The following is a 23838-nucleotide window of genomic DNA, read 5'->3' as shown; positions in this document are numbered from 1 at the left end:
ATTCTTTAAACGAATACTCTAAAATAAGCAATAACACCAAAAATGGTGATATTTAGAGAGTTTTTATATGCTCAGCTAGTTTTGCAAAAGCTCTCTTGCGGTGAGAATACTCGTTTTTAACTTCTGGGGCTAATTCAGCAAAAGATTTGTCAAAGCCGTCAGGCATAAAAATAGGGTCGTATCCAAAACCATTGCCCCCACTAGGTTCAAATAGTATTGTGCCTTCTACTTCACCAATTTCAGTAAAACACCTACCATCGGGGCAAGCTAGTGCAGCAGCTGCAACGAATTTAGCACGTCTGTGTATAGCAGGAATGTCTGATAGTTGATTCAACAGTAGTTCGTTGTTAGCTTGATTATCTCCATGTTTGCCGGACCAACGCGCTGAAAAAATCCCAGGAGCTCCCCCCATGATTTCTACCGATAGTCCAGAATCATCAGCAATAGCTATTTTCCCTGTACGTTCACTAACGTATTTAGCTTTAAGTAAAGCATTTTCTTCAAAAGTTGTTCCATCTTCAACTGGATCATCAATGCCTAAATCTTTATGAGAAATTAAGCTATCTGTATCAAAACCCTCAATTTCTTGTGCAAGGATTTTTTTGAGTTCTTCAATTTTATGTAAATTACCAGTTGCTAAAATAAATTGTTTACTCATAATTTAAACTTTCAACTTGTAGTTCTTGTAATTCTTTAGCTCCATTTTCAGCCAAATCTAGCAAGTCATTTAGTTCTTTCCTAGATAAAGGCTCTTTTTCAGCTGTTGCCTGAACTTCAATTATGTCACCATTACCGCTTAAAACAACATTCATATCTGTTTGTGCTTGGCTATCTTCGATATAGCATAAATCTATACATGGTAGTTCGTTATATATTCCAACTGATACTGCTGAAACTGTATCTTTCAAAACTTCTTTAACTGAGTTAGCATTTATAAAACCATTTTTTATTCCATATCTAACTGCTATTTCTAAAGCAACATATGCCCCAGTTATGGAAGCTGTACGTGTTCCACCATCAGCTTGTAAAACATCACAGTCTATAATTATTGTGTTTTCGCCAAGTTTGCTCATATCAACAATTGAGCGTAAGCTTCGTCCTATAAGTCTTGATATTTCTTGAGTTCGTCCTGAAAGCTTACCTTTTACGGATTCTCGGTTATTTCTAGTAGATGTAGCTCGTGGTAGCATTGCATATTCTGCAGTAACCCAGCCTTTTCCACTACCTTTTAACCAGTTAGGCACACCTTGAGTAAAAGAGGCATTACATAATACTTTAGTATCGCCAACTGAAATTAATACACTACCTTCAGGATTTATGGACCAGCCAGTTTCAATGCTAACGTTACGCATTTGATTACACGTACGCCCATCTGCTCTTATAAAACTTACATTAGACATTATTTCTCACTTTCATTCAGCTACAAGTATTATTAACTATATTGTCTTTACTTTGCTAACTTCTGGCCCTAAAAAGCGTCTAGCTAATTTTTCAAATTCCTTCTCATTACCTGTAGTATAAAATTCATACTTACCGTTTTCGTAATTAGGGTTAGCAATATCTTTTTCTAGCAAAGTTGCATATACGTCTTTAGCTGTTTCCTCGGCTGAAGAAACCAAACACACATTTTTCCCCATCACATACGATATAACTCCTGATAATAATGGGTAATGAGTACAACCTAATACAAGAGTATCAACGTTTTCAGCTTTTATTTCGTTCAAATATTTTTCTGCTATCTCAATTAATGGTTTACCAGTAACTACACCTTTTTCAACGTGTTTAACAAAATCCGGACAAGCTTTAGTATAAATTTCAATGTCTTTACTATACATTGGGTTATCACAAAATGCTGATAGATAAGACTTTGAATCGATAGTTGCTTTTGTACCTATAACACCTATTTTTTTGTTACGTGTTGCTGATAAAGCTGCCCTAGTTGCTGGTTGTATAACTTCTATAACAGGTATTCCTAATTTTGCTTCGTATCTATTTTTAGCTAAATCATATACTGCTGAAGATGCTGAATTACAAGCAATAACTAGCATTTTCACGCCTTCATCAACTAGCTTATCCATTACTGTTAAAGATAAATCTTTTACTTCTTCAATAGTTTTCTCACCATAAGGAGCATTTATAGAGTCACCTATATACTTTATGGATTCATTTGGTAATTGATCTATTATTGCACGAGCAACAGTAAGACCACCAACTCCGGAATCAAATATCCCTATTGGTGCTAAATTGTTTATTTTTTCCATCTTATAGTTACCCTTTAATATTCAAAATATTTTATTATTATAGCAGTATTAATTCTATTCCTTTTACTTACATAAATTTTTTAAATTTCTTGAATTGTGGAAAACTTTATCATCACTAAGACTTTTTCTTTGTTTTATTACCACTACCTACTTTTATCTACTTTGTCTGCAAGTAACTACGCTATTTCAAAATACTCTTTCTAATCACGAATAGACGTATCCATTCATTACCATAGAATCGTTACTTAGCTAAAATTATGTTTTCAGCGCAGATTTACAAAATAGTAGTATACACATTAAAACAAAATGTCCTAAGAAATACTTAGGACATATCTAATCAGTAGCGGGGACAGGATTTGAACCTGCGACCTCCGGGTTATGAGCCCGGCGAGCTACCGAACTGCTCCACCCCGCGTCGACTTATAAGAGTATACTATAGTTTTTTCAGAAAAGCAAAACTCTTTAAAAGAAAATTTTTCAAAAGTGTTTTATAATAGTGTTTTATGCTTAAATATCTCATTCACTAAATTACCATTTTTATAAAATAGCCTATATTTCCTTTAGAATTTTATATATTACAAGCAAATTCCCTCAACTACTCTATAAACACTAAAAAGAAATAAACCTTTCCAATTCCCAACGAGTAATTTGATTACGATACTCTTTCCACTCAGCTTGCTTATTGCGCATAAAGAAGTCAAACACTTCCTCACCTAGAGTCTGAGCAACTAAAACAGAAGAGTACATATTCCTAATAGCTGAGTGTAGTGATTGTGGCAAAGACTCTATTCCCAAGGCTTTGCGTTCGTCATCAGACATTAATGATACATCTTCTAACATTTCAGGAGGTAGCTCTAATTTTTCCTCTATACCAGCAATACCTGCCGCTAAAATAACAGCATAAGCCAAATATGGATTAACTGACGGATCCAAAGCCCTATACTCTATACGCGTAGAATTAGCTTTTTTAGGTTTATGCACAGGAACACGTACAAGTGCCGATGGATTATTGTGGGCCCAACAAATATATGAAGGAGCTTCTCCTCCGCCCCAAAGACGCTTATAAGAGTTAACGTTCTGGTTAGTTACAGCAGTAAACTCTGAGGTATAGTGTAAAATTCCAGCAATAAAATGACGAGCTATTTTAGATAAACCATACTGACTTGACGAATCGTGAAAAGCGTTTTTATCTCCTTCGAATAAAGACATATGTGTATGCATACCAGAACCTGGGATATCACATATAGGCTTAGGCATAAAAGTAGCAACCATGCCTTGAGAAGAAGCTATTTGCTCAACAACTTGTTTGAAAGTCATAATGTTATCAGCAGTAGTTAAAGCATCAGCAACACGTAAATCAATTTCAAATTGTCCCGGACCAGCTTCATGATGAGAAAATTCTACAGAAATACCCATCTCTTCCAATGCTCTAGTTGCCAATAAACGAAAATCTTGCCCAATTCCCCTGATAGTGTTATCGAAGTATCCTAAATTATCAACAGGACGTAAAGTATCATCAGTAGAATTAGGTTTGAAGAATAAATAGAACTCGATTTCTGGATGTAAGTAAAAATCAAAACCCAACTCTTTAGCTTTATCTAGAATACGTTCTAAAACAGCCCTAGGGTCACTGCGAGCAATAACACCTTCTGGAGTATAAATATCACAGAACATACGTCCTACACAGCTATTATCCCCCTCTAAAATAGCTGGCATAATCTGGAAAGTAGAGGCGTCAGGGAACAAAACCATGTCAGCTTCAAATTCACGAGTAAGACCTTCAATGGCTGAACCATCAAAACCAATTCCCTCTTCAAACGCAAGTTCAAGTTCTTCAGTATTGATAGTTACAGATTTCAAAACACCTAAAACATCAGTAAACCATAGACGAATAGCTTCAACTCCACGTTCAGAAACTAATCTTAAAACATATTCTTGTTGACTATTCATATTTTACTCCTAAAGATTTTACTCATTAAAGTATAAATAAGATATCTTCTTTTAAGAACTATATTTGCGTATTTAAAATATAAAAATCTCTTTATAAACTCTAGACATACGCGAGAAAATATAAAGAAATAATAACAGTATCTATATGAATAAAGTATATAAATATTTAAGTTTTTATACCTAAACTATAACGTTTTCAAAATACAAAATAACATTTTAGTAAATGTACTTTATAAAGTATTGAGACAAGCATTATAAAAGTAGTTTTTGTATCTAATAAAGTAACAGTATCCACATATGTACCGTTATAAGGCTGAATCATCGTTAAACGTTACAATATCAACAAAATATACACTTAAGAACTACCAAAAACACTAAAAATACTTATTAAAAATTCATAACATACAACTACCATTCTTAATTTATTTACCATTTCAAATACATAGATTACACATACTTTATATAAAATAAATTATTTTGAAGTACTTACTTTATTTCCGTAACAAACGCCCTAAAAGTTAAATTAAATAAATGGGTTAGCAGACGAACAAATACATCAGTGAGTAACCAAGTAACCAAATACAGTAACTAAGGCAAAATCAAAAGAAAATATACAGTAACTACATTCCCTTTGAATTACATATAGTCAAATACGTTTTCTTACAAATACTTTAATAAAACAAAAGAAGGCTCTTACAAAGAATCTAAGTAATACTTTTATAATTGACTATAATTAATGTGTTTTTGCAACACTATCACGCAAAGCCATCCACCCTAGCAACGCACACTTTATCCTTGCTGGATATTTAGAAACCCCTTGAAAAGCTGAAGCATCCTGAAGATGATCCAATACTTCTTCATCAACTTCCTTGCCTTTTGAATGCATAAGAGTCAAAAAACTCTCATATAATTTATCAACTTCTTCTAAACTCTTACCCAAAATTAAATCATTCATTATAGAAATAGAAGCTTGAGAAATAGAACACCCCTGCCCTTGCCAAGATATATCGCTAATAAGACCATCTTTGACAACCAAACCAAATTCTACTTCATCACCACAAGAGGGATTTACCTGATGAGAAACTACATGCTCAGCTGAAATTTCTTTACAACCGTGACGTTCCTTAGAGTGATCAATAATTAGCTGTTGATATAGTTGATCCAACTCACTCATCTTTTTCTCTCCTGAAATTTTTAAAGCTGATATATAAGCACACTGTACATTCTATACATGAAAATACTCACGGACCTTAGAAAGTACATCAATCAATTTATCTATTTCTTCATAAGTATTCAAGAAAGAAAGGGAAATACGTGAAGAATTGTATGTATTAAAACAAGAATGTACAATCTGAGCACAGTGATGGCCGCTGCGCATAGCGATACCATAATTATCGGCAAATTGTGCAACATCATGCGGATGTACACCATCAACTACAAAGGAAATGACAGGCAATCTATCATCAAAATTCTTCATCTGCCCTATTATTCTAATTCCTTCGATAGATGAAAACTTCTCGTATAAGTACTCAAGTAGCTGACTTTCACGTCTAGCAATCCTATCCATACCTATATTGGACAAATATTCAATAGCTGTAGTCCACGATGATATTTGAGCATTCATCAAAGTTCCAGCTTCATGACGGTAAAAACTACTCTTGAAAGAAGTATTTTCAGTAGTAACAGTGTCTACCATCGACCCGCCCACACGTAAAGGCTCCATTTTATCCAGTAAATCACCTTTAGCGTATAAAGCACCAATACCTGTTGGTCCAAGCATTTTATGAGCAGAAAAACAAGCAAAATCAATGTCCAGCTCTTTCACATCAACTCGAATATGAGGAGCTGACTGGCAAGTGTCTAAAACAGTAAAAGCGTCATATTTCTTAGCCCGTGAAACAATTTGTGAAACTTTACTAACTACACCAGTAACATTAGAAGCATGAGTAAAAGCTACAAGTTTCGTTTTAGAATTTATAAGCAATAAGTCATCGTAGTTCAAAGCACCATCTTCGGTAACATTAATCCATTTTAGTTTTGCCCCAGTTAGTTCAGCTACACGTTGCCAAGGAACAACATTAGCGTGATGGTCAAGTTTCGTAACTACAATTTCGTCATTTTCACTAAGGTAAAAAGGAGCATTTTTCTTTAAAGTACCCAAAATAAAAGCATTAGCAACCATATTCAAAGCGTCTGTAGCATTCAAAGTGAAAACAATTTCTTGTACATCAGCGTTGAAAAAACTAGCCACTGTTTCACGGCCTTTTTCATATACAACAGTTGCTTCATCAGCTAGGTAGTGTGTACCACGATTTATAGCACCGTTTTTAGAAGAATAATAGTCTTGTTCAGTATCAATTACACATAAGGGTTTTTGACTCGTAGCTGCCCAGTCCATATATATTAAGTTCTGATTATCACGTATTTTCATATTTAAGGCTGGAAAATCTTTTCTCAAATCAGCTATGTCTTGTTCTGAAAGTTCTTCACCAAAACTCTTATTCATAATGTACCAAACCTATATAACACGTATTATTTATTAGAGGTAGATTATACCTTTTTTGTTACCGATATTTCACAGTTACCAACGATTAAAGCTGAGGGTAACTTGTAAAGTGGTGTGTAGCTATAAAGCCACACACCAACAAGGTCTACTAAGCCAAGTAGCGGTCGTATCCTTCTTCTTCTAGCAAATCAGCAAGTTCTGGTCCGCCCTCTTCAGCTACCTTACCAGCAACAAAAACGTGTACGTAGTCAGGTTTAATATAACGCAAAATACGAGTGTAGTGTGTGATAAGCATTACACCTGAGTTGATTGAGTCATGAACACGGTTAACACCTTCTGATACTACACGTAATGCATCAACGTCTAGACCTGAGTCAGTTTCGTCCAAAACAGCAAATTTTGGCTGCAATAGTTCCATTTGCAAAATTTCGTGACGTTTCTTTTCACCACCTGAGAAACCAGCATTTACGTCACGCTGAGCAAAAGTGTCATCCATACGTAAACGTTTCATCGCATCACGCATATCTGAAACCCACTGACGTACTGGAGGAGCTTGACCATCTACTGCTGTTTTAGCTGTACGCAAGAAATTAGAAACAGTAACACCTGGAACTTCAACTGGATATTGCATAGCGAGGAATAAACCAGCCTTAGCTCTTTCATCAACACTCATTTCCAACAAATCTTCACCGTCAAGCAAAACTTGTCCACCCAAAATTTCGTAGTTAGGGTGTCCAGCAATAGAGTAAGCTAAAGTTGATTTACCTGAACCGTTTGGCCCCATAATCGCGTGAATTTCACCAGATTTGATGGTTAGATTCACACCAAACAAAATTTGCTTCAAGCCTTCAGAAGTCTGCACACCAACTTCTAAATCTTTAATTTCCAATGTTGACATTACTTTTCCTCACTTTTATCAACATCAACTAGAATATCAGTTCCTTCTAGTCGTATATTATAAACTTTTACTGCTTCAGTAGCTGGCAAAGTTGCCTCACCAGTACATAAATCAAATTCAGCTCCATGAGCCCAACACTGTACACATTTACTTGAGATTTCACCCTCTGATAAAGATACTTGCCCGTGAGTGCAAGTGTCGTCTATGGCATAAAAATCGCCCTCGCTATCACAGATAACTGCTATTTTTAACTCTTGTCCTAGACTGTTTTGAACCTCAACACATATTGCTTCTTCTGGAGCAAAATCAACAGTTTCAGCGACTTTTATAAAAGCCATTATGCCCCGCTTCTTTCTAGCTCTTTTTCAATAGCTGTATTCAAACGTTCACAAACGTGTTCAACATTAATCTGGTTGATTAGTTCAGCGAAGAAACCACGTACAACTAGACGGCGAGCTGTCTGTTCATCTATACCTCTAGAGCATAGATAGAAAAGCTGTTCATCATCAAAACGACCGGTTGCAGAAGCGTGTCCAGCACCTTCAATTTCTCCTGTTTCAATTTCTAGGTTAGGAACTGAATCAGCTTTAGCACCTTTAGATAGAACAAGGTTACGGTTGAGCTCGTAGGTGTCAGTACCGTTGGCATTTGCCCCGATTAGCACATCGCCAATCCATACACTATGTGCGTCTTTACCTTGTAAAGCACCTTTGTATGTAACACGTGAATAGCATTTTGGTACGCTGTGATCAATGAATAAGCGGTGTTCTTGATGCTGGTCAGCATCTGTGAAGTACACGCCTAGCATTTCAACTTCTCCACCTTCAGCACTAAAGCTTGCTTCTGGAGTTATGCGTACTAAATCGCCACCCAAAGTGATTACTATATGTTTTAGCTTGGAATCTTTACCTAGTTTGCAACGGTGATCTGATAGGTGAATTGATTCTTCTTCCCATTCTTGGGTGGATACAAATGTCAATTCAGCATCATCTTCTAGAATAATCTCTATTCCTTGAGATAGCTTTGCTTTACCTGTATGTTCTAGAATCAAAGTTGCCTTAGAGTTCTTTTTGCAATGCACGTGCAAGTGCTGTACACCAAGTGTTAAATCCTCACCTTTTAAATCTACGATAATAGGCAATTCAATATCAGCATTTTCTTCAACAGTAATAACGTGTGCTTTGGAAAAACTATTCCACTGAACAACTGAAGAACGCTCACTAGGTGCTTTTGCAGTTCCTAAACGCTTATCATCACGACCAACTGTTTCAAAAGTAACTAATTCATTATCTGAAGCAAGTTTTAGTTCTATGTTTGAATCCGCTAAATCTGCCTCAAAAAAATCTTTTATTTTTCTTGTAGGTGTAAAACGCCAGTTTTCTTCTCTACCAGTTGGAATAGGAATTTCAGCTAAATCAAAGGAAGTTAACCTATCGGCACGTGAAGATTGCGGTTTAACTACGCCGTGGGAGTGTTCTCCATCTAGCTTAGCTTTTGAATGATCTGTCTTGTAGGTCATTATCCAACCGATCCTTCCATCTGCAATTCGATAAGTTTATTTAGCTCCAAAGCGTATTCCATTGGTAGTTCGCGTGCAATAGGCTCAATAAATCCACGAACAATCATTGCCATCGCTTCAGTTTCTTCCAGTCCTCTAGACATCAAGTAGAACAGCTGTTCTTCAGAAACCTTTGTAACTGTAGCTTCATGCCCCATTTGTACGTCGTCTGTACGAATATCAACGTATGGATATGTATCTGTGCGAGAAATCTGATCCACCAGCAAAGCATCACACAAAACGTTAGATTTTGATTGCTTAGCATTATCCATAACTTGTACTAGACCACGGTAGGAAGAGCGTCCACCATTTCTAGCAACAGACTTAGATACAATTGATGAAGAAGTATTTGGAGCCATATGCACCATTTTTGAACCAGTGTCTTGGTGTTGTCCTTCTCCAGCAAAAGCTATGGATAGTGTCTCACCACGAGCATGTTCACCCATTAGATATACTGCCGGATATTTCATAGAAACTTTAGAGCCGATGTTTCCATCAATCCATTCCATTGTTCCGCCCTCTTCAACAACGGCACGCTTAGTAACTAGGTTATAAACGTTATTAGACCAGTTTTGGACTGTGGAGTATCGAACACGAGCATTTTTCTTTACAACGATTTCAACAACTGCACAGTGCAAAGAGTCTGATGAGTAAATCGGGGCTGTACATCCTTCAATGTAGTGAACATAGGAACCTTCATCAGCAATAATCAGTGTGCGTTCAAACTGCCCCATATTTTCAGTATTGATTCTAAAGTATGCTTGTAGTGGGATATCAACGTGGACACCTTTTGGAATGTAAATGAATGAGCCACCAGACCAAACAGCTGTATTCAAAGCAGCAAATTTGTTGTCACCTGCTGGGACAATTTTTCCAAAGTATTCTTTGAACAGCTCTGGGCATTCTTTGAGAGCTGTATCAGTATCTAAGAAAATCACTCCCTGTTTTTCCAAATCTTCACGAATCTTATGGTAAACAACTTCTGATTCGTATTGTGCAGCAACACCAGCAACTAAACGCTGTTTTTCTGCCTCAGGAATACCTAGTCTGTCATAAGTTCTCTTTATTTCTTCAGGCAAATCTTCCCAAGATTGTACTTGACGATCTGTTGGACGAACGTAGTACTTGATTTCATCGAAATTTACTTCACTTAAATCAGCACCCCAATTAGGCATTGGTTTTTTGTCGAAAAGTTTGAGAGCTTTCAACCTACGTTCGAGCATCCATTCTGCCTCACTTTTAATGCTGGAAATCTCACGCACAACGTCTTCATTTAAACCACGTTTAGCGTTTTGTCCTGCTTCATCCTTATCGTGCCAGCCGTATTCGTAAGCACCAAATGACGCAATGATTTCTTCATCAGACATTTTTTCATCTGAAGATTGTGCCATTATTTTCCTCTCTTATGAGTATTATTTCCTGTGGTGTTGAACGTTGCGCCTTTACGCAAAGTAGGCATTCCTATAGGCACATGTGTCGTACACACATGATCCCCGCCTGCCAATGTTGCTAGTCGCTGAACATTCACGTTTAATAACTTTGAAAATGCCATAGCTTCTGCTTCGCATAATTGCGGAAATTCACCAGCTACCTCTTGTACAGGACAGTTTCCTTGGCATATTTGTATGGCAACTGTGCCATCACCAACTTGTCTAACTGTCGCAGCATATCCATCTTCACTTAAAGCATCTGCCAAAGCATGGGCTCTCATAACAGGATCTTTACCAGCAGCATTTATAATTGGGGCGTATTTTCTTTCTAGTTCCCTCGACCTTGAGGCAGCAAAAGAAGATATAGCTTCAGGTCCAGCTATCTTTGATAAATAATCTAATGCTCTATTAGCCAAGTTAGAGTATTCTTTAGGCATCTTATCACGAGCATTTTCTGTAGCAACGTAGTATCTAGATGGGCGACCTCGTGTTTTTTTAGCACCGTTTGGTGGCTCATATTTTTTAATCATTCCAGCTTGTTCTAAAGCTGTTATGTGTCGTCTAATTGCTGCCGATGTAAGTTTTAAAATTTTTCCCAATGTAATTGATGTAATAGGTCCTTTTTCGACTATTAAATCAAGGATTTGGTTACGAGTTTTATGTTCGTTTTCAAAACTTTCCATTCTGACCCCTAACCTGACTACAGTACATGTCATATTTATGAAATGCACATCTTGTATAAATAGTTTATATTATATTTTCATTTAATTACATACAAACTACTATCATAACTTGAATAATTCCAATTATATATTTTATTTGATAAATATTATATAACATTCTATTTACGTAAATATTACGTTTTATTTATATGATTTGAAAAACAAAACCCTAATATATCAACATTTTCTTTCAGCTAGTAAAAATACTCTAAGGTTTTAAAGTGTTTACCCTACCTCTAGATTAAGTAGGTAAATACTATAAAATATTTTTTATAAAACAACAGTAAAAACTCTTTTTAGAAGCTAAAACACAAATAAAGACTCCGGTTTATTATTTTTATATAAGTTTGTTACTTAAACCTGTAATGATACTACTTTTACATACTTTTACAATAGTTAGTTTAAAATATATATCTTTTTGCCAAAATTTATTACTTTTCCTCTTAGTAAATAAAATTTAACTTCTATATTCCCCATACACAAAAATCAAACCTAAAGCTCATTAGATAACATACACAAATATTTACACAAATTAATTCACATACAACATATTAAAACCAGCATAACTAACTCAAAATAATTTTTATTTCACTGATATATTTTCCAAGTCCAATAAAAACTTTTTACGTTCTAATCCACCAGAATACCCACCAATTTTCCCAGAAGAGCTAATTACTCTGTGGCAAGGAATAATTATAGGTATTTTGTTTAAACCGTTAGCATTACCAACAGCTCTAACAGCTTTAGGAGAGCCAATCTCTTTAGCAATGTCTTTATATGAAACAGCTTCCCCATAAGGAATTTCTAGCAAAGCAGACCAAACTTTATTTTGAAACTCACTACCAGTCATACACACAGGAATAGAAAAATACTGCAGCTGCCCTGAAAAATAAGCTTCTAACTCAGAACTTAAAAGCGTATTTATATGGCTATCTCCAAAAGTGATTTCAGCTTTTAACTTCATTTGCAAAGCTTTCATCTCTCTTATAATTTTATTTTCATCAATAAATTCAAGCATATACAAATGCTCGTTATCTGATAAAGAAAACATGGCTCCTAAACGAGTGTGAATATACTTTAACTGTAAACTACAGCTAGGAGAATCAAAGCTTAATATTTCATTTAAAATTTTCAAATCACTACTCATAAGTATTTTATTTCAGTTAGACCCGATTTAACTCTCTGCTAATAATATATTTACCGTTACGTTAGTGTAGCCATCTTCATGTTGCCAAACTATCGATCCGTTTAGCTCTTTCTGTACTAAAGTTTTAACGATTTGTGTTCCTAGTCCTGTCAAAACTAAGCCATTTTCCAGAGGCTTGCCTGGGTTTGAAACAGTTATAGTCAAGGCATTGTCATTACGAACACTATTTATGCTAACCGTTCCACCCTCTTCACCTAGTCCATGCTCAACAGCATTGTTGACAAGCTCAGATAATATCACGCTCATAGTCGAAGCTTCATCAGCACTTACAATTCCAATATTGCCAGTAAATTCAACTCTGGCATTAGCTGTAGGAGAAGCAACTAAGACAGATAAATCCAAGATTTTTTTACACACATCATCAAAGAGTACTTTTTCGTCCACACTGTGGGATAAACTTTGGTGTACGGTTGCGATGGTTGAAACTCTTCGCTCAGCTTCACCCAACGCTTTTTTGACTTCTTCACTATCACTTCGTCTTGCTTGTATACGTAGTAAGGCTGAAACTGTTTGTAAATTGTTTTTTACTCTATGGTGAATTTCACGGATAGTTGCATCTTTAGAAAGTAGCTCATCTTCACGCTTTTTCATTTCTGTAACATCACGGCACAACAAAATCGCACCAACACGCTCACCTTTTTCATATAGTGGCATTGAGCGTAAATTCAAAGTTACACCTCTGCTGGTAAGTTCACACTGCCATGGAGCTTTTCCAGATACAACCATAGATATAGATTCATCTACTTGACCTTCAAATTCCATAACTGGCGTAACATATTCAATCAGCAAGCTATGGGTAATATTCCTAGAAGCCCCTACTCGAGAAAAAGCAGAAATAGCGTTAGGACTCGCATGAACGACATACCCTTCCCTATTTAGCTCCAAAACACCATCGTGAACACGAGGAGAACCGTATTTTGCACTAAATGATGAGGAAGCATAAGGGTACTGTTCGTCCACAATCATATGGCACAATATGTCTGCCATATCAATAAACCAGTTACTTTCTCCACTTCTATTGTGTAAAGCATTCATTTCTGTTTCAGAAGATATAACAGCCACACTCTTGCCCTCGTGCATTATAGGTATTAAAACCTCGTGCACTGTATAAGATCCTGCCCACCTAGACTCATTTGAAACGAATATAGATTTACGTCGCATTGCTTCTTTTAAGTTATTAGAACGAATAGATGAAGAACGCAAACCGACCACGTCTTCCATATGTACAGTTGTGCCAGTTGCTGGACGACAGTGTGCAGCAGCAATAAAGCGACCGTTTTCTTCAGGAAACCACAAAATTAAGTCTGCTATAGCCAAGTCAGCTAATACTTGCCAGTCACCAAGTAGCATATGCATACGTTCTATGAATCTAGCTCCAAGTTTATCGCCGTAACAACGGTAAATAATATCATTTAAACGAGGCACTTTATACTTCTCCTAAGCAAGCAAATACTAATCCACCGAATATAAGGTTAACTAATAATCGGCTAAACATCTAGATGTTTAAATATTTTCGTTCAATTCAATACATAATAGTGTCATATATACGCCTATGTATAAAAGTCACACATTTTTAATTATAAATCTTGTAAATAAATTTTTATACTTTTATCTCATAATTATTAACATTTTGTTCAACATATAAGAGTTTCCTTACAGTTCAATTAAAGTGTAATAAACAGTGTTTAGCAGTATTTTGCTGTATGTGAAATATATTATTGATAAAATTTGTACATATTATACATAGATTTTCAACTGATTAGTGTAAGCATTGGAGAGTAATGGCTAACGACAATTTATTATGGGCAAATCGTATAGGAACACGACAGTATTTAGGTGAAAACACTCGTGGAGCGACAGTAAAGATTGGAATGGGTGATGGAGAATTTACTCCTGGTGAACTATTCAAACTAGCTTTAGGTACCTGCCAGGCTCTTTCAGCAGACCATACCCTATCTTCAAAGTTAGGAGCTGATTTTGAAGCAACTGTTACTGTAAACTCTGAAAAACACGAGTCTGAAGAAAGATACACACATATAAGCTCACAAATAATCACAGATTTAACTGCTCTAGACGAGAATGAACTAACAAAATTACTTGAAAGAGTAGCAAGTGCAATAGATAAAAACTGTACAGTAGGTCACTCTCTAAAAAATGGTGTTGACTACGAATACACTTTAGAAAATGAATAAAAAATGCTGTGGCTTTAATTACTAATTTTAAAGTCACAGCGTTAATCTTTTTTACTAATTTAGCTCTAATTTTTACGAGTATAATACTTAATTTTCCATGAAGATGCGTCTCCACTTGCTGGACGTGAGTTTACATCTGAACGACTTATATCTTCTTCCCACTCATCGGCTGATATTTCTGGAGCGTATACTAATTTCTCACCTTTTACTTCTATGTCTAAATAAGTAATCACTAGTTCATCACACAAATACATGCATTGGTTGTATATTTGGCTTCCTCCAGTTATCCAAATATAGTCATTATCTAAATCATTTAATAATTCTTTAGCTAGTTTTATTGCTTCATCAATACTATATACCACATGAGCTTTGTCTAAAGAATAATCATTTTGCCTAGTAATTACTATGTTTTCACGTCCAGGAAGTGGCTTACCTAAAGCTTCAAACGAAGAGCGTCCCATTATAATAGGAGAACCCATAGTTGAATTTTTGAAATGTTTGAAGTCATCCGGTACATTCCAGCACATTTGCTTTCCGTCTCCTAGAGCTCCATTAACATCTTGAGCCCATATTGCAGCTATCTTCATATTTTCTCACTATCATTTCAAGTTACTGCGTATAAATACATAACAACTTGCTTACAGTAGAAAACAAGGCAAGCATTTATAACGCAGTAGTAACGAATATTTATACGGCAACAGGTGCTTTGATTGTTGGGTGATGCTGATAGTTTTCAACTTCAACGTCATCAAAGGCATATTCAAAGATTGAAGGTGCTTTGTTTAGCTTTAATGTAGGGAATGGATAAGCCTTGCGACTTAATTGCAGTTCAACTTGTTCTATATGGTTTGAATATATGTGGCAGTCACCACCTGTCCATATAAATTCCCCTACTTCAAGCCCTGCTTGTTGAGCAAACATATGTGCCAACAAGCTATATGAAGCAATATTGAATGGTACGCCCAAGAACAAATCAGCGCTTCTTTGATAAAGTTGCAATGATAGTTTGCCGTCACAAACGTATACTTGGAAGAAAGCATGGCAAGGTTCCAAAGCCATCTTGTCTAATTCCCCAACATTCCACGCTGAAACAATCATACGCCTTGAATCAGGATTAGTTTTTAGTGTTTCCATGACTTTTGAAATCTGGTCAATTTGTTCTCCACGAGAATTAGTCCATTTACGCCACTGCACACCATAAACAGGACCCAAATCGCCGTTTTCATCAGCCCATTCATTCCAAATACGTATGCCGTTTTCTTGTAACCATTTTATGTTGGAATCTCCGCTAAGGAACCATAATAATTCACCGACTACAGACTTTAAATGTACACGTTTAGTAGTAATTAGGGGGAAAGATTTTGATAAATCATATCTTAACTGTCTACCGAATGTAGAAATAGTGCCTGTTCCAGTTCTATCAGACTTATGTGCCCCATTTTTCAGCACATCTGCCAACAAATCTTCATACGCAGTACAAATTTCCATCTTCTCTTCCCCTCTTTATAAATCAACATTTCACTTTTGTAAACAAAGCTTATAAGAAATTATTTCCAACAAGTGTACCAGTTCTATCGCATACCATCTATTTTTAAAACAGTTGCATGTTGATAAAAATCGTGTTGAATTCAAGTAAAGTAACCTAAAACTTATAAATTTTTCACCTTATTTTATCTATGATCAGGTAATCTATATTTTAAGTTTCAATACGGCAAACTTTATATAAATTCTACATCCAAAACTATAATTAACTATTTTTCCTGTAAAATTCCCTCCACCATATTATAAGTTTTGACTGATAAATTATCTACTAATTTAGCGTCGTGAGTAACTATTATTACTGCGTACCCATTACTTGATAAGCGCTTAATAATGTCCACAAAAATTAGAGAATTTTCAATGTCTAAGGCACTGGTTGGCTCATCAAATAAAATAATTTCAGGATCTAACATCAAAGCTCTGGCAATAGCAACTCTTTGGCTTTGCCCACCAGATATTTGGCTAGGATATTTCTTTTCGTTCCCCTGTATGCCTAGTTCTGTAATTATTTTTTCGCCACGTTCAGCTATTTCTTTTTCAGTTCCAATTTTTTGGTTTTTAGCTGCTATGGTTATGTTTTCCTCAACAGTCATATTTTCAAATAGATTATAATCTTGGAAAACCATACCTACTTTTTTCATTGTTTTTGAGGTATTTGAAAGATACGTTCCATTGCTAACTATTTTTTCTCCCAAAATACTTATATTTCCGCTATTTACTTTTTCTAGCCCACATATACATCTAAGTAAAGTGGATTTACCTCCCCCACTTTTACCAAGTATTGTTACAATTTCGCCTTTTTCTATGCTGAAGTTAAGTCCTTCAAAGATAGTAGTTGTACCGTAGTTTTTGCTAATATTTTCTAACTCTAAAGCTTTCATTTCTTTATCTTTCTGTAATGTAAGTCCGATTTTAGTTATCCAAATTTTATTTTTACGTAGGGAGTGATAAACCTATCTATTCTACTGCTTTCACGTTTTCCCACATTTTCCCAAGTTTTACTCAAAGGTATAGTATTTTTCTAACCTGCGGAACAAGAACGTAATAATGTAGCTGATTCCTAAGTACAAAACAAAAGCTAGTAAATATGCTGATATATTTGCTGTGGAATTAACTATGTTTTTGGTAACTGCTAGTAGTTCAGTCACACCAATTGCAAACACTAAAGCTGTATCTTTTACAAGAGTTAAAGCTTCATTAGTTATAGACGGTAAAGTCACTTTCATTAGTTGAGGAATGGCTATCTGTCGCATAGTTTGTGCTTTAGTAAACCCTAAAACTTGAGCAGCTTCAAATTGTCCCCTAGGAATTGAGTTGAAGCCTCCTCTAAATATTTCAGCAAAGTAAGCACTATAGTTAATTATAAATGCCAAGGCTCCAGCTATAAATCTGTCACTAACTGTTATGTATTCGCCAATGTAAGGTAAATAAGGCAGACCGTAGAACACGAAGAATAGTTGTAGAAGTAAAGGTGTGCCACGCATTATGTTGATGTAAATGTCAATTATCCACTTTAATATTGGAGTATTACTTCTACGAATTAAGCATACTAAAAAGCCTAATGGAATAGAGATGAAGAAAGTTATTGCAAAAAGAGACATGGATATTCCAAATCCTTTTAGCAAAGGGTTTACAAAAGCAAATACACTGTTGTTTACCTTTGAGCCAGTATTTTCTGTTAACTTTGTTTCTTGTTTGACGACTTTATCAAATACGTTTTCACCAAACCATTTTTTACTAATTTTTTCACCGACTCCGTTCTTCGCTAGTATTTCTAGTTGTTCTTCAATAGCTGTTTTTAACTCTGTATTGTTCTTTTTTACGGCAACAACGTATTCTTCGGTAGCCAATGCTTCATCAAGTATCCTAAATTTTCCAGCTAGGTTATTCTTTGTCAAATAGTATTGAGCAATATTAGTATCTACAACGGTTGCGTCAGCTTTCTTAGTATCAACTTCATTCAAACAGTTGACCATATTATCTAAAGCAACAATGGAATTTAGAGATTTAGAAATTGGATTAGCTTGTAAAGCTTCTTCTCCGGTAGAACCTTTTTGTACATCTACGTTTTTACCTTTTAAATCAGCGATTCTTTTTATAGGAGAATCTTTGGCAACTATAACTGCTTGATCGTTGAGCATATATGCTTTAGTTAGCAACATAGTTTTTTCACGTTCAGCTGTTTTTGAAAGACCGTTCCAAATCGCATCAATTTTTCCGGAATTAAGCTCTAGTTCTTTAGCATCCCAGTTGATAGGTTGGAATTTTACTTTTTTATTTAGATTTTTGAATACTTCTTTGGCTAGTTCAACGTCGAAACCACTAACCTTACCATTAGAGTCGATAAATCCCATTGGTGGAAAATCTATATCCATTCCAATAACTATAGTGTCTTTTATATTAGTGTTTTCAACTTGAGCATTAGCTTTTATAACAGGTGTGGAAAGTAAAACGTTTACAAGTAAAAAAGTGATTCCCACTAGCAAAATATTTTTCCAGATTGATTGGTCTTTAGAAAGTGTTTTATTTTTGGTGTTTGATTTATAAATTTTCATTTCATGCCTTTATATTAGTCTTTAAAGTTTTGTTTAATAATTTGTGATTCCATACGTATATTTATTGCTAAAGCTATTTCTCTAATTCGTAAGTTTTGATAATTTATAGCTATTATTTGAGTTAGCCTTGTTAGAAGTTTTAGCGTTATATTTACGAAAATAACCACTATTCTTATCTTTTTCTGCTTTGAAAATCTATGTGGCTCTTATTTGAATGTGAATAACTTGTTAAACAAAAAAACAGCCATCACGGATTTTCTGAGAACATCCGCAACAACTGTGTAACAATTATCGTGAATGTTCTCTATCCATGATGGCGATGATGTAGTGAAGAAATAATCACTTTAGCCATGAGAACACTCCTTTCAAGATAATAGTTTGAATACCTATCTAAGAGGTTACTACTTTTTTATATAAACATCAAGCTCGCGTTAATAGATTGTTTTGTTTATGTCATTTTTTATTTCTATATCTTTTCAAAATTAACTTTAAAGTAATTACATCTAGAATTACCTAAGTATTGCAATAGAAAAAAGGAGAAGTTGTGGTATTTATAACTCCAGGGACTGTACTTTACAAAGTAGGTAAACCTAAAATAAGAAGTAGATGTATTCTATTTTCTAAATGAAACAATTTTATAAATAATTTATAAAATAACATTATCCCATTTAATAAAAGTTGTATTTAAAAGTAATATGACCTTGTGAGATACTCAAACTACAGTGACTTACAATGATTCCGGTCATAGCTTGAGGTTAATGTAATTTTCATAATACACTCACGCATACTATATACCCCATTATCGTATGCTTTCTAAAAAATAAATACAAAAATAGTTTTCATATGAAGACTATTTATAAAAGAAAGAGAAAACGTAATATGAAAAAGTTTTCTATAAAGAAGCAGGCTATTGTAGCATTGCCTCTAGCAATCACAGGTTTGATGATTGGTGGTGGAATGGCCACATTTGCCGATGAACCTACCCCCCCCCAGCAACTCCACCAGTAGTAAACGAAACTGAAGGTAGCGCAACAAACGATGCTCCCGGGGAAACATCACCTGAAAAACCAACAGGTGAACAACCAGCTGGTCCAGAAGCTGGTAATGATGAACAGCCAGCCACTCCAGAGGGCGGTAATGAAGAAAAACCAGCAGCTCCAGAGGGCAGTAATGAAGAAAAACCAGCAGCTCCAGAAGCTGGTAACGAAGAACAACCAGCCACAAGTAACGAGGAAAAGCCAGCTGTAGGCAATGAAGAGCAACCAGCCACTCCAGAGGGCAGTAATGAAGAAAAACCAGCCGTAGGTAATGAAGAGCAACCAGGTGACGGTTCTGGCGAAGTTACTAACGAAGAAAAACCGGCAGGTCCAGAAGCTGGTAACGAAGAACAACCAGCCACAGGTAACGAGGAAAAGCCAGCAGAGGAAACTCCTGCTGGTGATCATGGACAGCCAAATGAAGGCGATACTGCTGCTGTCGTAGGCGGTGCAGCTCCAGAAGCTAGCGAAGGCAATAAGGATGAGGAAAAGCCTGCAGAGGAAAATCCAAAGCCAGCCACTGAAGAAGACAAAGAAAAGCCAGCAGCTGACAAACCGGCAGTAAGTAATGAAGAGAAGCCAGCCACCGATACAAACAAGCCAGCCGAAGAAAAACCAAAGCCAGACGCTGACAAACCAGCAGTAAGTAGCGAAGAGAAGCCAGCCACCGATACAAACAAGCCAGCCGAAGAAAAACCAAAGCCAGACGCCGATAAACCAGCAGCCGACACAAACAAACCAGCTGATGCTGAAAAACCAAAGGAAGATAAGCCTGTTTATGGTGATAATGATGTAATTTGGATGGGTTGGTCTAAAGCTGAACTTATTAAAGATATGGAAGAGCTTAATAAGGAATTTGAAACAAAAGGTTTCAATCAGTATGCTAAGTTAATTGCTAAGGCTTCTACTCCTGAAGAAATTCAGAAGATTGTTGATAGAATTAAGCTAGAAACAGGGGTTATTATTAGCGAGCTTATTCATCAGGACGGCGGTCCTGACGCACCAGATTTGGGTGAACTAGCAAAACAGGAAGATAAAGAAAAGGCTGAGAAGGAAAAGCTAGCTAAGGAACAGGCTGAAAAAGAAGGCAAAGGCAAGCCTTCTGAAAACCCAGCTGTTGTTACTTCTGATATAAAGGATTTGTCAAAGGGTGAGAACAAACCAGCTTCTGTATCAAAGTCACTACCAGATACAGGTTTTGATGGTGGCATTGTCACCGTTGGTCTAATTGCTGGTCTAGTTGGCTTGACAGCAAAACGCTTCAAGACTGAAGAATAAAAACAGCTAATACGCTAGTTATAAACTAAATATTTTTAAAAACCACAAAGTAGGACTTTCAAAAACGAAAGTCCTACTTTTTTTCTTACCCCTACCCACCCTATATAACATACTTACATTCCCTCATAAAATAACTAAACAAAGTATTTACCCTCTAGAAACTACCTAATACATAACAATAAAAGGCAATAATTCATAGTATTAATAATTTATAAATAATCTAACAGTTCCATAATGTATTCACACCACAAAATAAGGATAGAAGTATTCCAATTAGAGAATTGAATAGTTTTATTAATTATTTATACAATTGATATTATTTATTTAACAAACTTTTCCTTTAGCAGTAACATTGCCTTGTGAGATACTCAAAGTACAGTGACTTGCAATGATGACAGTCACAACTTGAGAGTAACACAGTTTTCATAAGGTACCCAACGCATATAGTTTTAATACATTTACTGTATGCTTTCTAAAAAATAAATACAAAAATAGTTTTCATATGAAGACTACTTATAAAAGAAAGAGAAAACGTAATATGAAAAAGTTTTCTATAAAGAAGCAGGCTATTGTAGCATCGCCTCTAGCAATCACAGGTTTGATGATTGGTGGTGGAATAGCCACATTTGCAGACGAACCTACCCCCCAGCAGTAAACGAAACTGAAGGTAACGCAACAAACGACGCTCCCGGGGAAACATCACCTGAAAAACCAACAGGTGAACAACCAGCAGGCCCAGAAACTGGTAACGAAGAAAAGCCAGCCGTAGGTAATGAAGAAAAGCCAGTCGCTCCAGAGGACGGTAATGAAGAAAAACCAGCCGTAGGTAATGAAGAAAATCCTGCTGGCGAAAATGCTCCTGCAGGTAATCAGGGACAGCCAAATGAAGGCGATACTGTTGCTGTCGTAGGCGGTGCAGCTCCAGAGGGTGGCAACGAGGAAAAACCAGCAGCCGACACAAACAAACCAGCAGCTGAAGAAGATAAGGAAAAGCCTGCTGGTGGTGAAGAAGCAAAGCCTGCTGATGAGGAAAAGCCAGCTGATGTTGAAAAACCAAAGGAGGATAAGCCTGTTTATGGTGATAATGATGTGATTTGGAAGGGTTGGTCTAAGGCTGAACTTATTAAGGAAATGGAGAACCTTAATAAGGAATTTGAAACTAAGCTTTTTAATCGCTATGCAAAACTAATCACCAAAGCTTCTACTCCTGAAGAAATTAACTCTATTATAGAGGAAATAAAGCTAGATACTGGTGTTTCTATCAGTGAGCTTATTCACCAGGATGGCGGTCCTGACGCACCAAATCTAGAAAAGCTAACAAAGCAACAGGAAAAAGAAAAGGCTGAGAAAGAAAAGCTAGCTAAGGAACAGGCTGAAAAAGAAGGCAAAGGTAAGGAAGAATCTGGTAAAGAAAAGCCATCCAATCCTGCTGTTGATACTTCAAATGTGAAGGATATGCCTAAGGGTGAAACTGCTCCTATGAATACTGTTAAGGGTGATGTGAAACCTGTTGAAAACGCTACTACAAGTGGTGGTGTTTCTGGTGGTCTTGCACAGACAGGTCTTGACGGTGGTATTCTAACTGGTGGGCTTATTGCTGGGCTTGTTGGTTTGTTTGCTAAAAGCCGTAAAGGTGAATAAGCAAAAATAACTAAATGCGTTAGTTTTTAAAACTAAATAGTTTTTAAAAACCACAAAGTAGGACTTTCAAAAACGAAAGTCCTACTTTTTTTCTTACCCCTACCCACCCTATATAACATACTTACATTCAACATTGCTTCTTGATATTGGGATTATTGTTGCAATGTTTTCAGCTATGATGGTCAAGTTCGACCAGTCAGCCTTAGAAGTTTGCGCACGACTGCCCTCTTTTTTCCCTAGCTTTAGAGACTTCCTCAACATGTTTAGTTTCAACCTTTTCAGACTCTATAGGCTCTTCAACCTTACTATCTTCTACATCATCATTTTTAACGTTATCTATAACATTCACGTTTACTTTTACCTCTTTGTTTAAATAAAAAAAGAGACACCCAAAATAGGTATCTCTTAAAAACTAAAAAAATTATTTATCTATACGGCTATGGTAGGTTTCTCCACGCATCGAAATATTGGTCGCGACGAAAACGAATAAATTCAGGTTCAAAATCCATATCCCCATCAAAACTACAACCCTGCTCGATAAGAAAATCTATACGCTTTCTATCTATGTCATCTACAAAATAATGGACTTCTTTCAAGGTTTGTAAGTCCTCAATAGCATACTTAATTCTATAACCCAGTCCATGTAAAACCATCATTTGAAGAATAAGAGGGAAAAATATATCCTCATCATCCTCATCAAAAAGCCCATTTTCATCTAACTCACCACACTGAGTATAAACATCTACCATATAAGGGAAAATAGTAGCCGTGAGACGATAAGCCGCATCATACTCTGCATCCTCGTCATCATCTTCAAGGAACCCCAAAATAAAATCCCTAGCATATTCTATAGGCTTAGGCGAATAAGTACCTTTATACTCTAAATTCTCTACATACTCAAAAACTTGAGTATAATAGTCTTTAAACGTTGGTATCTTACTATCTATCATAATACTAATTGTACTTTACTTTTTTAGTTAGGCTTATACTTTCTGGATATTTTTTTACTCCAAGTTATAGTATAAATTCTATTCTTATCATTCCAATAAAATTATGTCTAGCCT

At 35.8% G+C, this 23838-nt stretch carries 25 protein-coding genes and 1 tRNA gene; 3 read left to right on the top strand and 23 right to left on the bottom strand.

The features are described 5' to 3' along the window. Positions 1-52: 52 nt before the first annotated feature. The 14 genes from rdgB to HCQ94_RS02455 all read right to left on the bottom strand — a co-directional run bounded on the left by rdgB (position 53) and on the right by HCQ94_RS02455 (position 13957). Entirely contained in the window at positions 53-658 is a 606-nt protein-coding gene (gene rdgB / locus HCQ94_RS02520; protein ID WP_166981574.1) for an RdgB/HAM1 family non-canonical purine NTP pyrophosphatase, read from the bottom strand. Continuing rightward, entirely contained in the window at positions 651-1400 is a 750-nt protein-coding gene (rph, locus tag HCQ94_RS02515; protein WP_166981571.1) for a ribonuclease PH, read from the bottom strand. Before rph ends, rdgB begins: the two co-directional genes overlap by 8 nt. A 36-nt stretch (positions 1401-1436) precedes the next feature. Further along, positions 1437-2261, bottom strand: a complete 825-nt coding sequence (gene murI, locus HCQ94_RS02510; RefSeq protein ID WP_166981568.1) for a glutamate racemase — start codon at positions 2259-2261, stop codon at positions 1437-1439. Between the two features lie 341 nt (positions 2262-2602). Further along, positions 2603-2676, bottom strand: a tRNA-Met gene (locus tag HCQ94_RS02505). A 194-nt stretch (positions 2677-2870) separates the two neighbouring features. Continuing rightward, positions 2871-4211: a glutamine synthetase family protein gene (locus HCQ94_RS02500; protein ID WP_166981565.1), complete on the bottom strand. Its 1341-nt coding sequence runs from the start codon at positions 4209-4211 to the stop codon at positions 2871-2873. Positions 4212-4944: 733 nt separating this feature from the next. After that, positions 4945-5385: a Fe-S cluster assembly sulfur transfer protein SufU gene (gene sufU / locus HCQ94_RS02495; protein WP_166977333.1), complete on the bottom strand. Its 441-nt coding sequence runs from the start codon at positions 5383-5385 to the stop codon at positions 4945-4947. A 51-nt stretch (positions 5386-5436) separates the two neighbouring features. Beyond that, entirely contained in the window at positions 5437-6717 is a 1281-nt protein-coding gene (locus tag HCQ94_RS02490) for an aminotransferase class V-fold PLP-dependent enzyme (RefSeq protein WP_166981562.1), read from the bottom strand. Positions 6718-6865: 148 nt separating this feature from the next. Beyond that, complete coding sequence (gene sufC / locus HCQ94_RS02485) at positions 6866-7615, bottom strand: Fe-S cluster assembly ATPase SufC (RefSeq protein ID WP_166981559.1); 750 nt, start codon at positions 7613-7615, stop codon at positions 6866-6868. Continuing rightward, entirely contained in the window at positions 7615-7953 is a 339-nt protein-coding gene (locus tag HCQ94_RS02480) for a non-heme iron oxygenase ferredoxin subunit (RefSeq protein WP_166977329.1), read from the bottom strand. The genes sufC and HCQ94_RS02480 overlap by 1 nt, the downstream gene beginning before the upstream one ends. Then, positions 7953-9134, bottom strand: coding sequence for a Fe-S cluster assembly protein SufD (sufD, locus tag HCQ94_RS02475; RefSeq protein ID WP_166981556.1), 1182 nt, complete (start codon positions 9132-9134; stop codon positions 7953-7955). Before sufD ends, HCQ94_RS02480 begins: the two co-directional genes overlap by 1 nt. Further along, complete coding sequence (gene sufB, locus HCQ94_RS02470; protein ID WP_166977326.1) at positions 9134-10564, bottom strand: Fe-S cluster assembly protein SufB; 1431 nt, start codon at positions 10562-10564, stop codon at positions 9134-9136. The genes sufD and sufB overlap by 1 nt, the downstream gene beginning before the upstream one ends. After that, positions 10564-11286, bottom strand: coding sequence for a helix-turn-helix transcriptional regulator (locus HCQ94_RS02465; protein ID WP_166977325.1), 723 nt, complete (start codon positions 11284-11286; stop codon positions 10564-10566). The genes sufB and HCQ94_RS02465 overlap by 1 nt, the downstream gene beginning before the upstream one ends. Before the next feature lie 622 nt (positions 11287-11908). Beyond that, positions 11909-12472, bottom strand: coding sequence for a methylated-DNA--[protein]-cysteine S-methyltransferase (locus tag HCQ94_RS02460; protein ID WP_196373623.1), 564 nt, complete (start codon positions 12470-12472; stop codon positions 11909-11911). Positions 12473-12499: 27 nt separating this feature from the next. Beyond that, positions 12500-13957, bottom strand: a complete 1458-nt coding sequence (locus tag HCQ94_RS02455) for a sensor histidine kinase (protein ID WP_166981554.1) — start codon at positions 13955-13957, stop codon at positions 12500-12502. Between the two features lie 356 nt (positions 13958-14313). Between HCQ94_RS02455 and HCQ94_RS02450 the strand changes: the two genes are divergently transcribed. Further along, a complete protein-coding gene (locus HCQ94_RS02450; RefSeq protein WP_166981551.1) occupies positions 14314-14724 on the top strand; it encodes an OsmC family protein in 411 nt (136 codons plus the stop codon). Between the two features lie 65 nt (positions 14725-14789). Here HCQ94_RS02450 and HCQ94_RS02445 read toward each other — a convergent pair whose 3' ends face one another. The 6 genes from HCQ94_RS02445 to HCQ94_RS02420 form a co-directional block, all read right to left on the bottom strand. Next, complete coding sequence (locus HCQ94_RS02445) at positions 14790-15311, bottom strand: dihydrofolate reductase (RefSeq protein WP_166981548.1); 522 nt, start codon at positions 15309-15311, stop codon at positions 14790-14792. A 100-nt stretch (positions 15312-15411) separates the two neighbouring features. Then, a complete protein-coding gene (locus HCQ94_RS02440) occupies positions 15412-16212 on the bottom strand; it encodes a thymidylate synthase (RefSeq protein ID WP_166977318.1) in 801 nt (266 codons plus the stop codon). Between the two features lie 263 nt (positions 16213-16475). Next, positions 16476-17144 (bottom strand): amino acid ABC transporter ATP-binding protein, encoded by a 669-nt coding sequence (locus tag HCQ94_RS02435; RefSeq protein ID WP_166981545.1) that lies wholly within the window; start codon positions 17142-17144, stop codon positions 16476-16478. Positions 17145-17261: 117 nt separating this feature from the next. After that, complete coding sequence (locus HCQ94_RS02430) at positions 17262-18818, bottom strand: ABC transporter permease subunit (RefSeq protein WP_166981542.1); 1557 nt, start codon at positions 18816-18818, stop codon at positions 17262-17264. A gap of 979 nt (positions 18819-19797) precedes the next feature. Next, positions 19798-20217 carry a hypothetical protein gene (locus HCQ94_RS02425; RefSeq protein WP_166981539.1) on the bottom strand — a complete coding sequence of 140 codons (420 nt, stop codon included), beginning with the start codon at positions 20215-20217 and terminating at the stop codon, positions 19798-19800. Between the two features lie 42 nt (positions 20218-20259). Then, positions 20260-20586, bottom strand: coding sequence for a hypothetical protein (locus tag HCQ94_RS02420; RefSeq protein ID WP_166981536.1), 327 nt, complete (start codon positions 20584-20586; stop codon positions 20260-20262). A gap of 70 nt (positions 20587-20656) precedes the next feature. Between HCQ94_RS02420 and HCQ94_RS02415 the strand changes: the two genes are divergently transcribed. Then, positions 20657-21133, top strand: coding sequence for a hypothetical protein (locus HCQ94_RS02415; protein WP_166981533.1), 477 nt, complete (start codon positions 20657-20659; stop codon positions 21131-21133). Positions 21134-21716: 583 nt separating this feature from the next. Here HCQ94_RS02415 and HCQ94_RS02410 read toward each other — a convergent pair. Then, positions 21717-22190, bottom strand: a complete 474-nt coding sequence (locus tag HCQ94_RS02410; protein WP_196373622.1) for a hypothetical protein — start codon at positions 22188-22190, stop codon at positions 21717-21719. 32 nt (positions 22191-22222) lie between these two features. Between HCQ94_RS02410 and HCQ94_RS02405 the strand changes: the two genes are divergently transcribed. Then, the gene (locus tag HCQ94_RS02405) at positions 22223-22774 is read left to right on the top strand and encodes a hypothetical protein (RefSeq protein WP_166981530.1); all 552 of its coding nucleotides are present in this window, start codon (positions 22223-22225) and stop codon (positions 22772-22774) included. Between the two features lie 202 nt (positions 22775-22976). On the opposite strand, the gene HCQ94_RS02400 is transcribed toward HCQ94_RS02405, so the two are convergent. Then, the gene (locus tag HCQ94_RS02400; protein WP_166981527.1) at positions 22977-23123 is read right to left on the bottom strand and encodes a hypothetical protein; all 147 of its coding nucleotides are present in this window, start codon (positions 23121-23123) and stop codon (positions 22977-22979) included. Positions 23124-23211: 88 nt separating this feature from the next. Continuing rightward, positions 23212-23724 (bottom strand): hypothetical protein, encoded by a 513-nt coding sequence (locus HCQ94_RS02395; protein WP_166981524.1) that lies wholly within the window; start codon positions 23722-23724, stop codon positions 23212-23214. Positions 23725-23838 lie beyond the last annotated feature (114 nt).

The organism is Actinomyces sp. zg-332 (assembly GCF_011751945.2).
GTDB lineage: Bacteria > Actinomycetota > Actinomycetes > Actinomycetales > Actinomycetaceae > ZJ293.
Note: the sequence above shows the minus strand (reverse complement) of the source record. Positions and strands in the feature narration are given on the sequence as shown.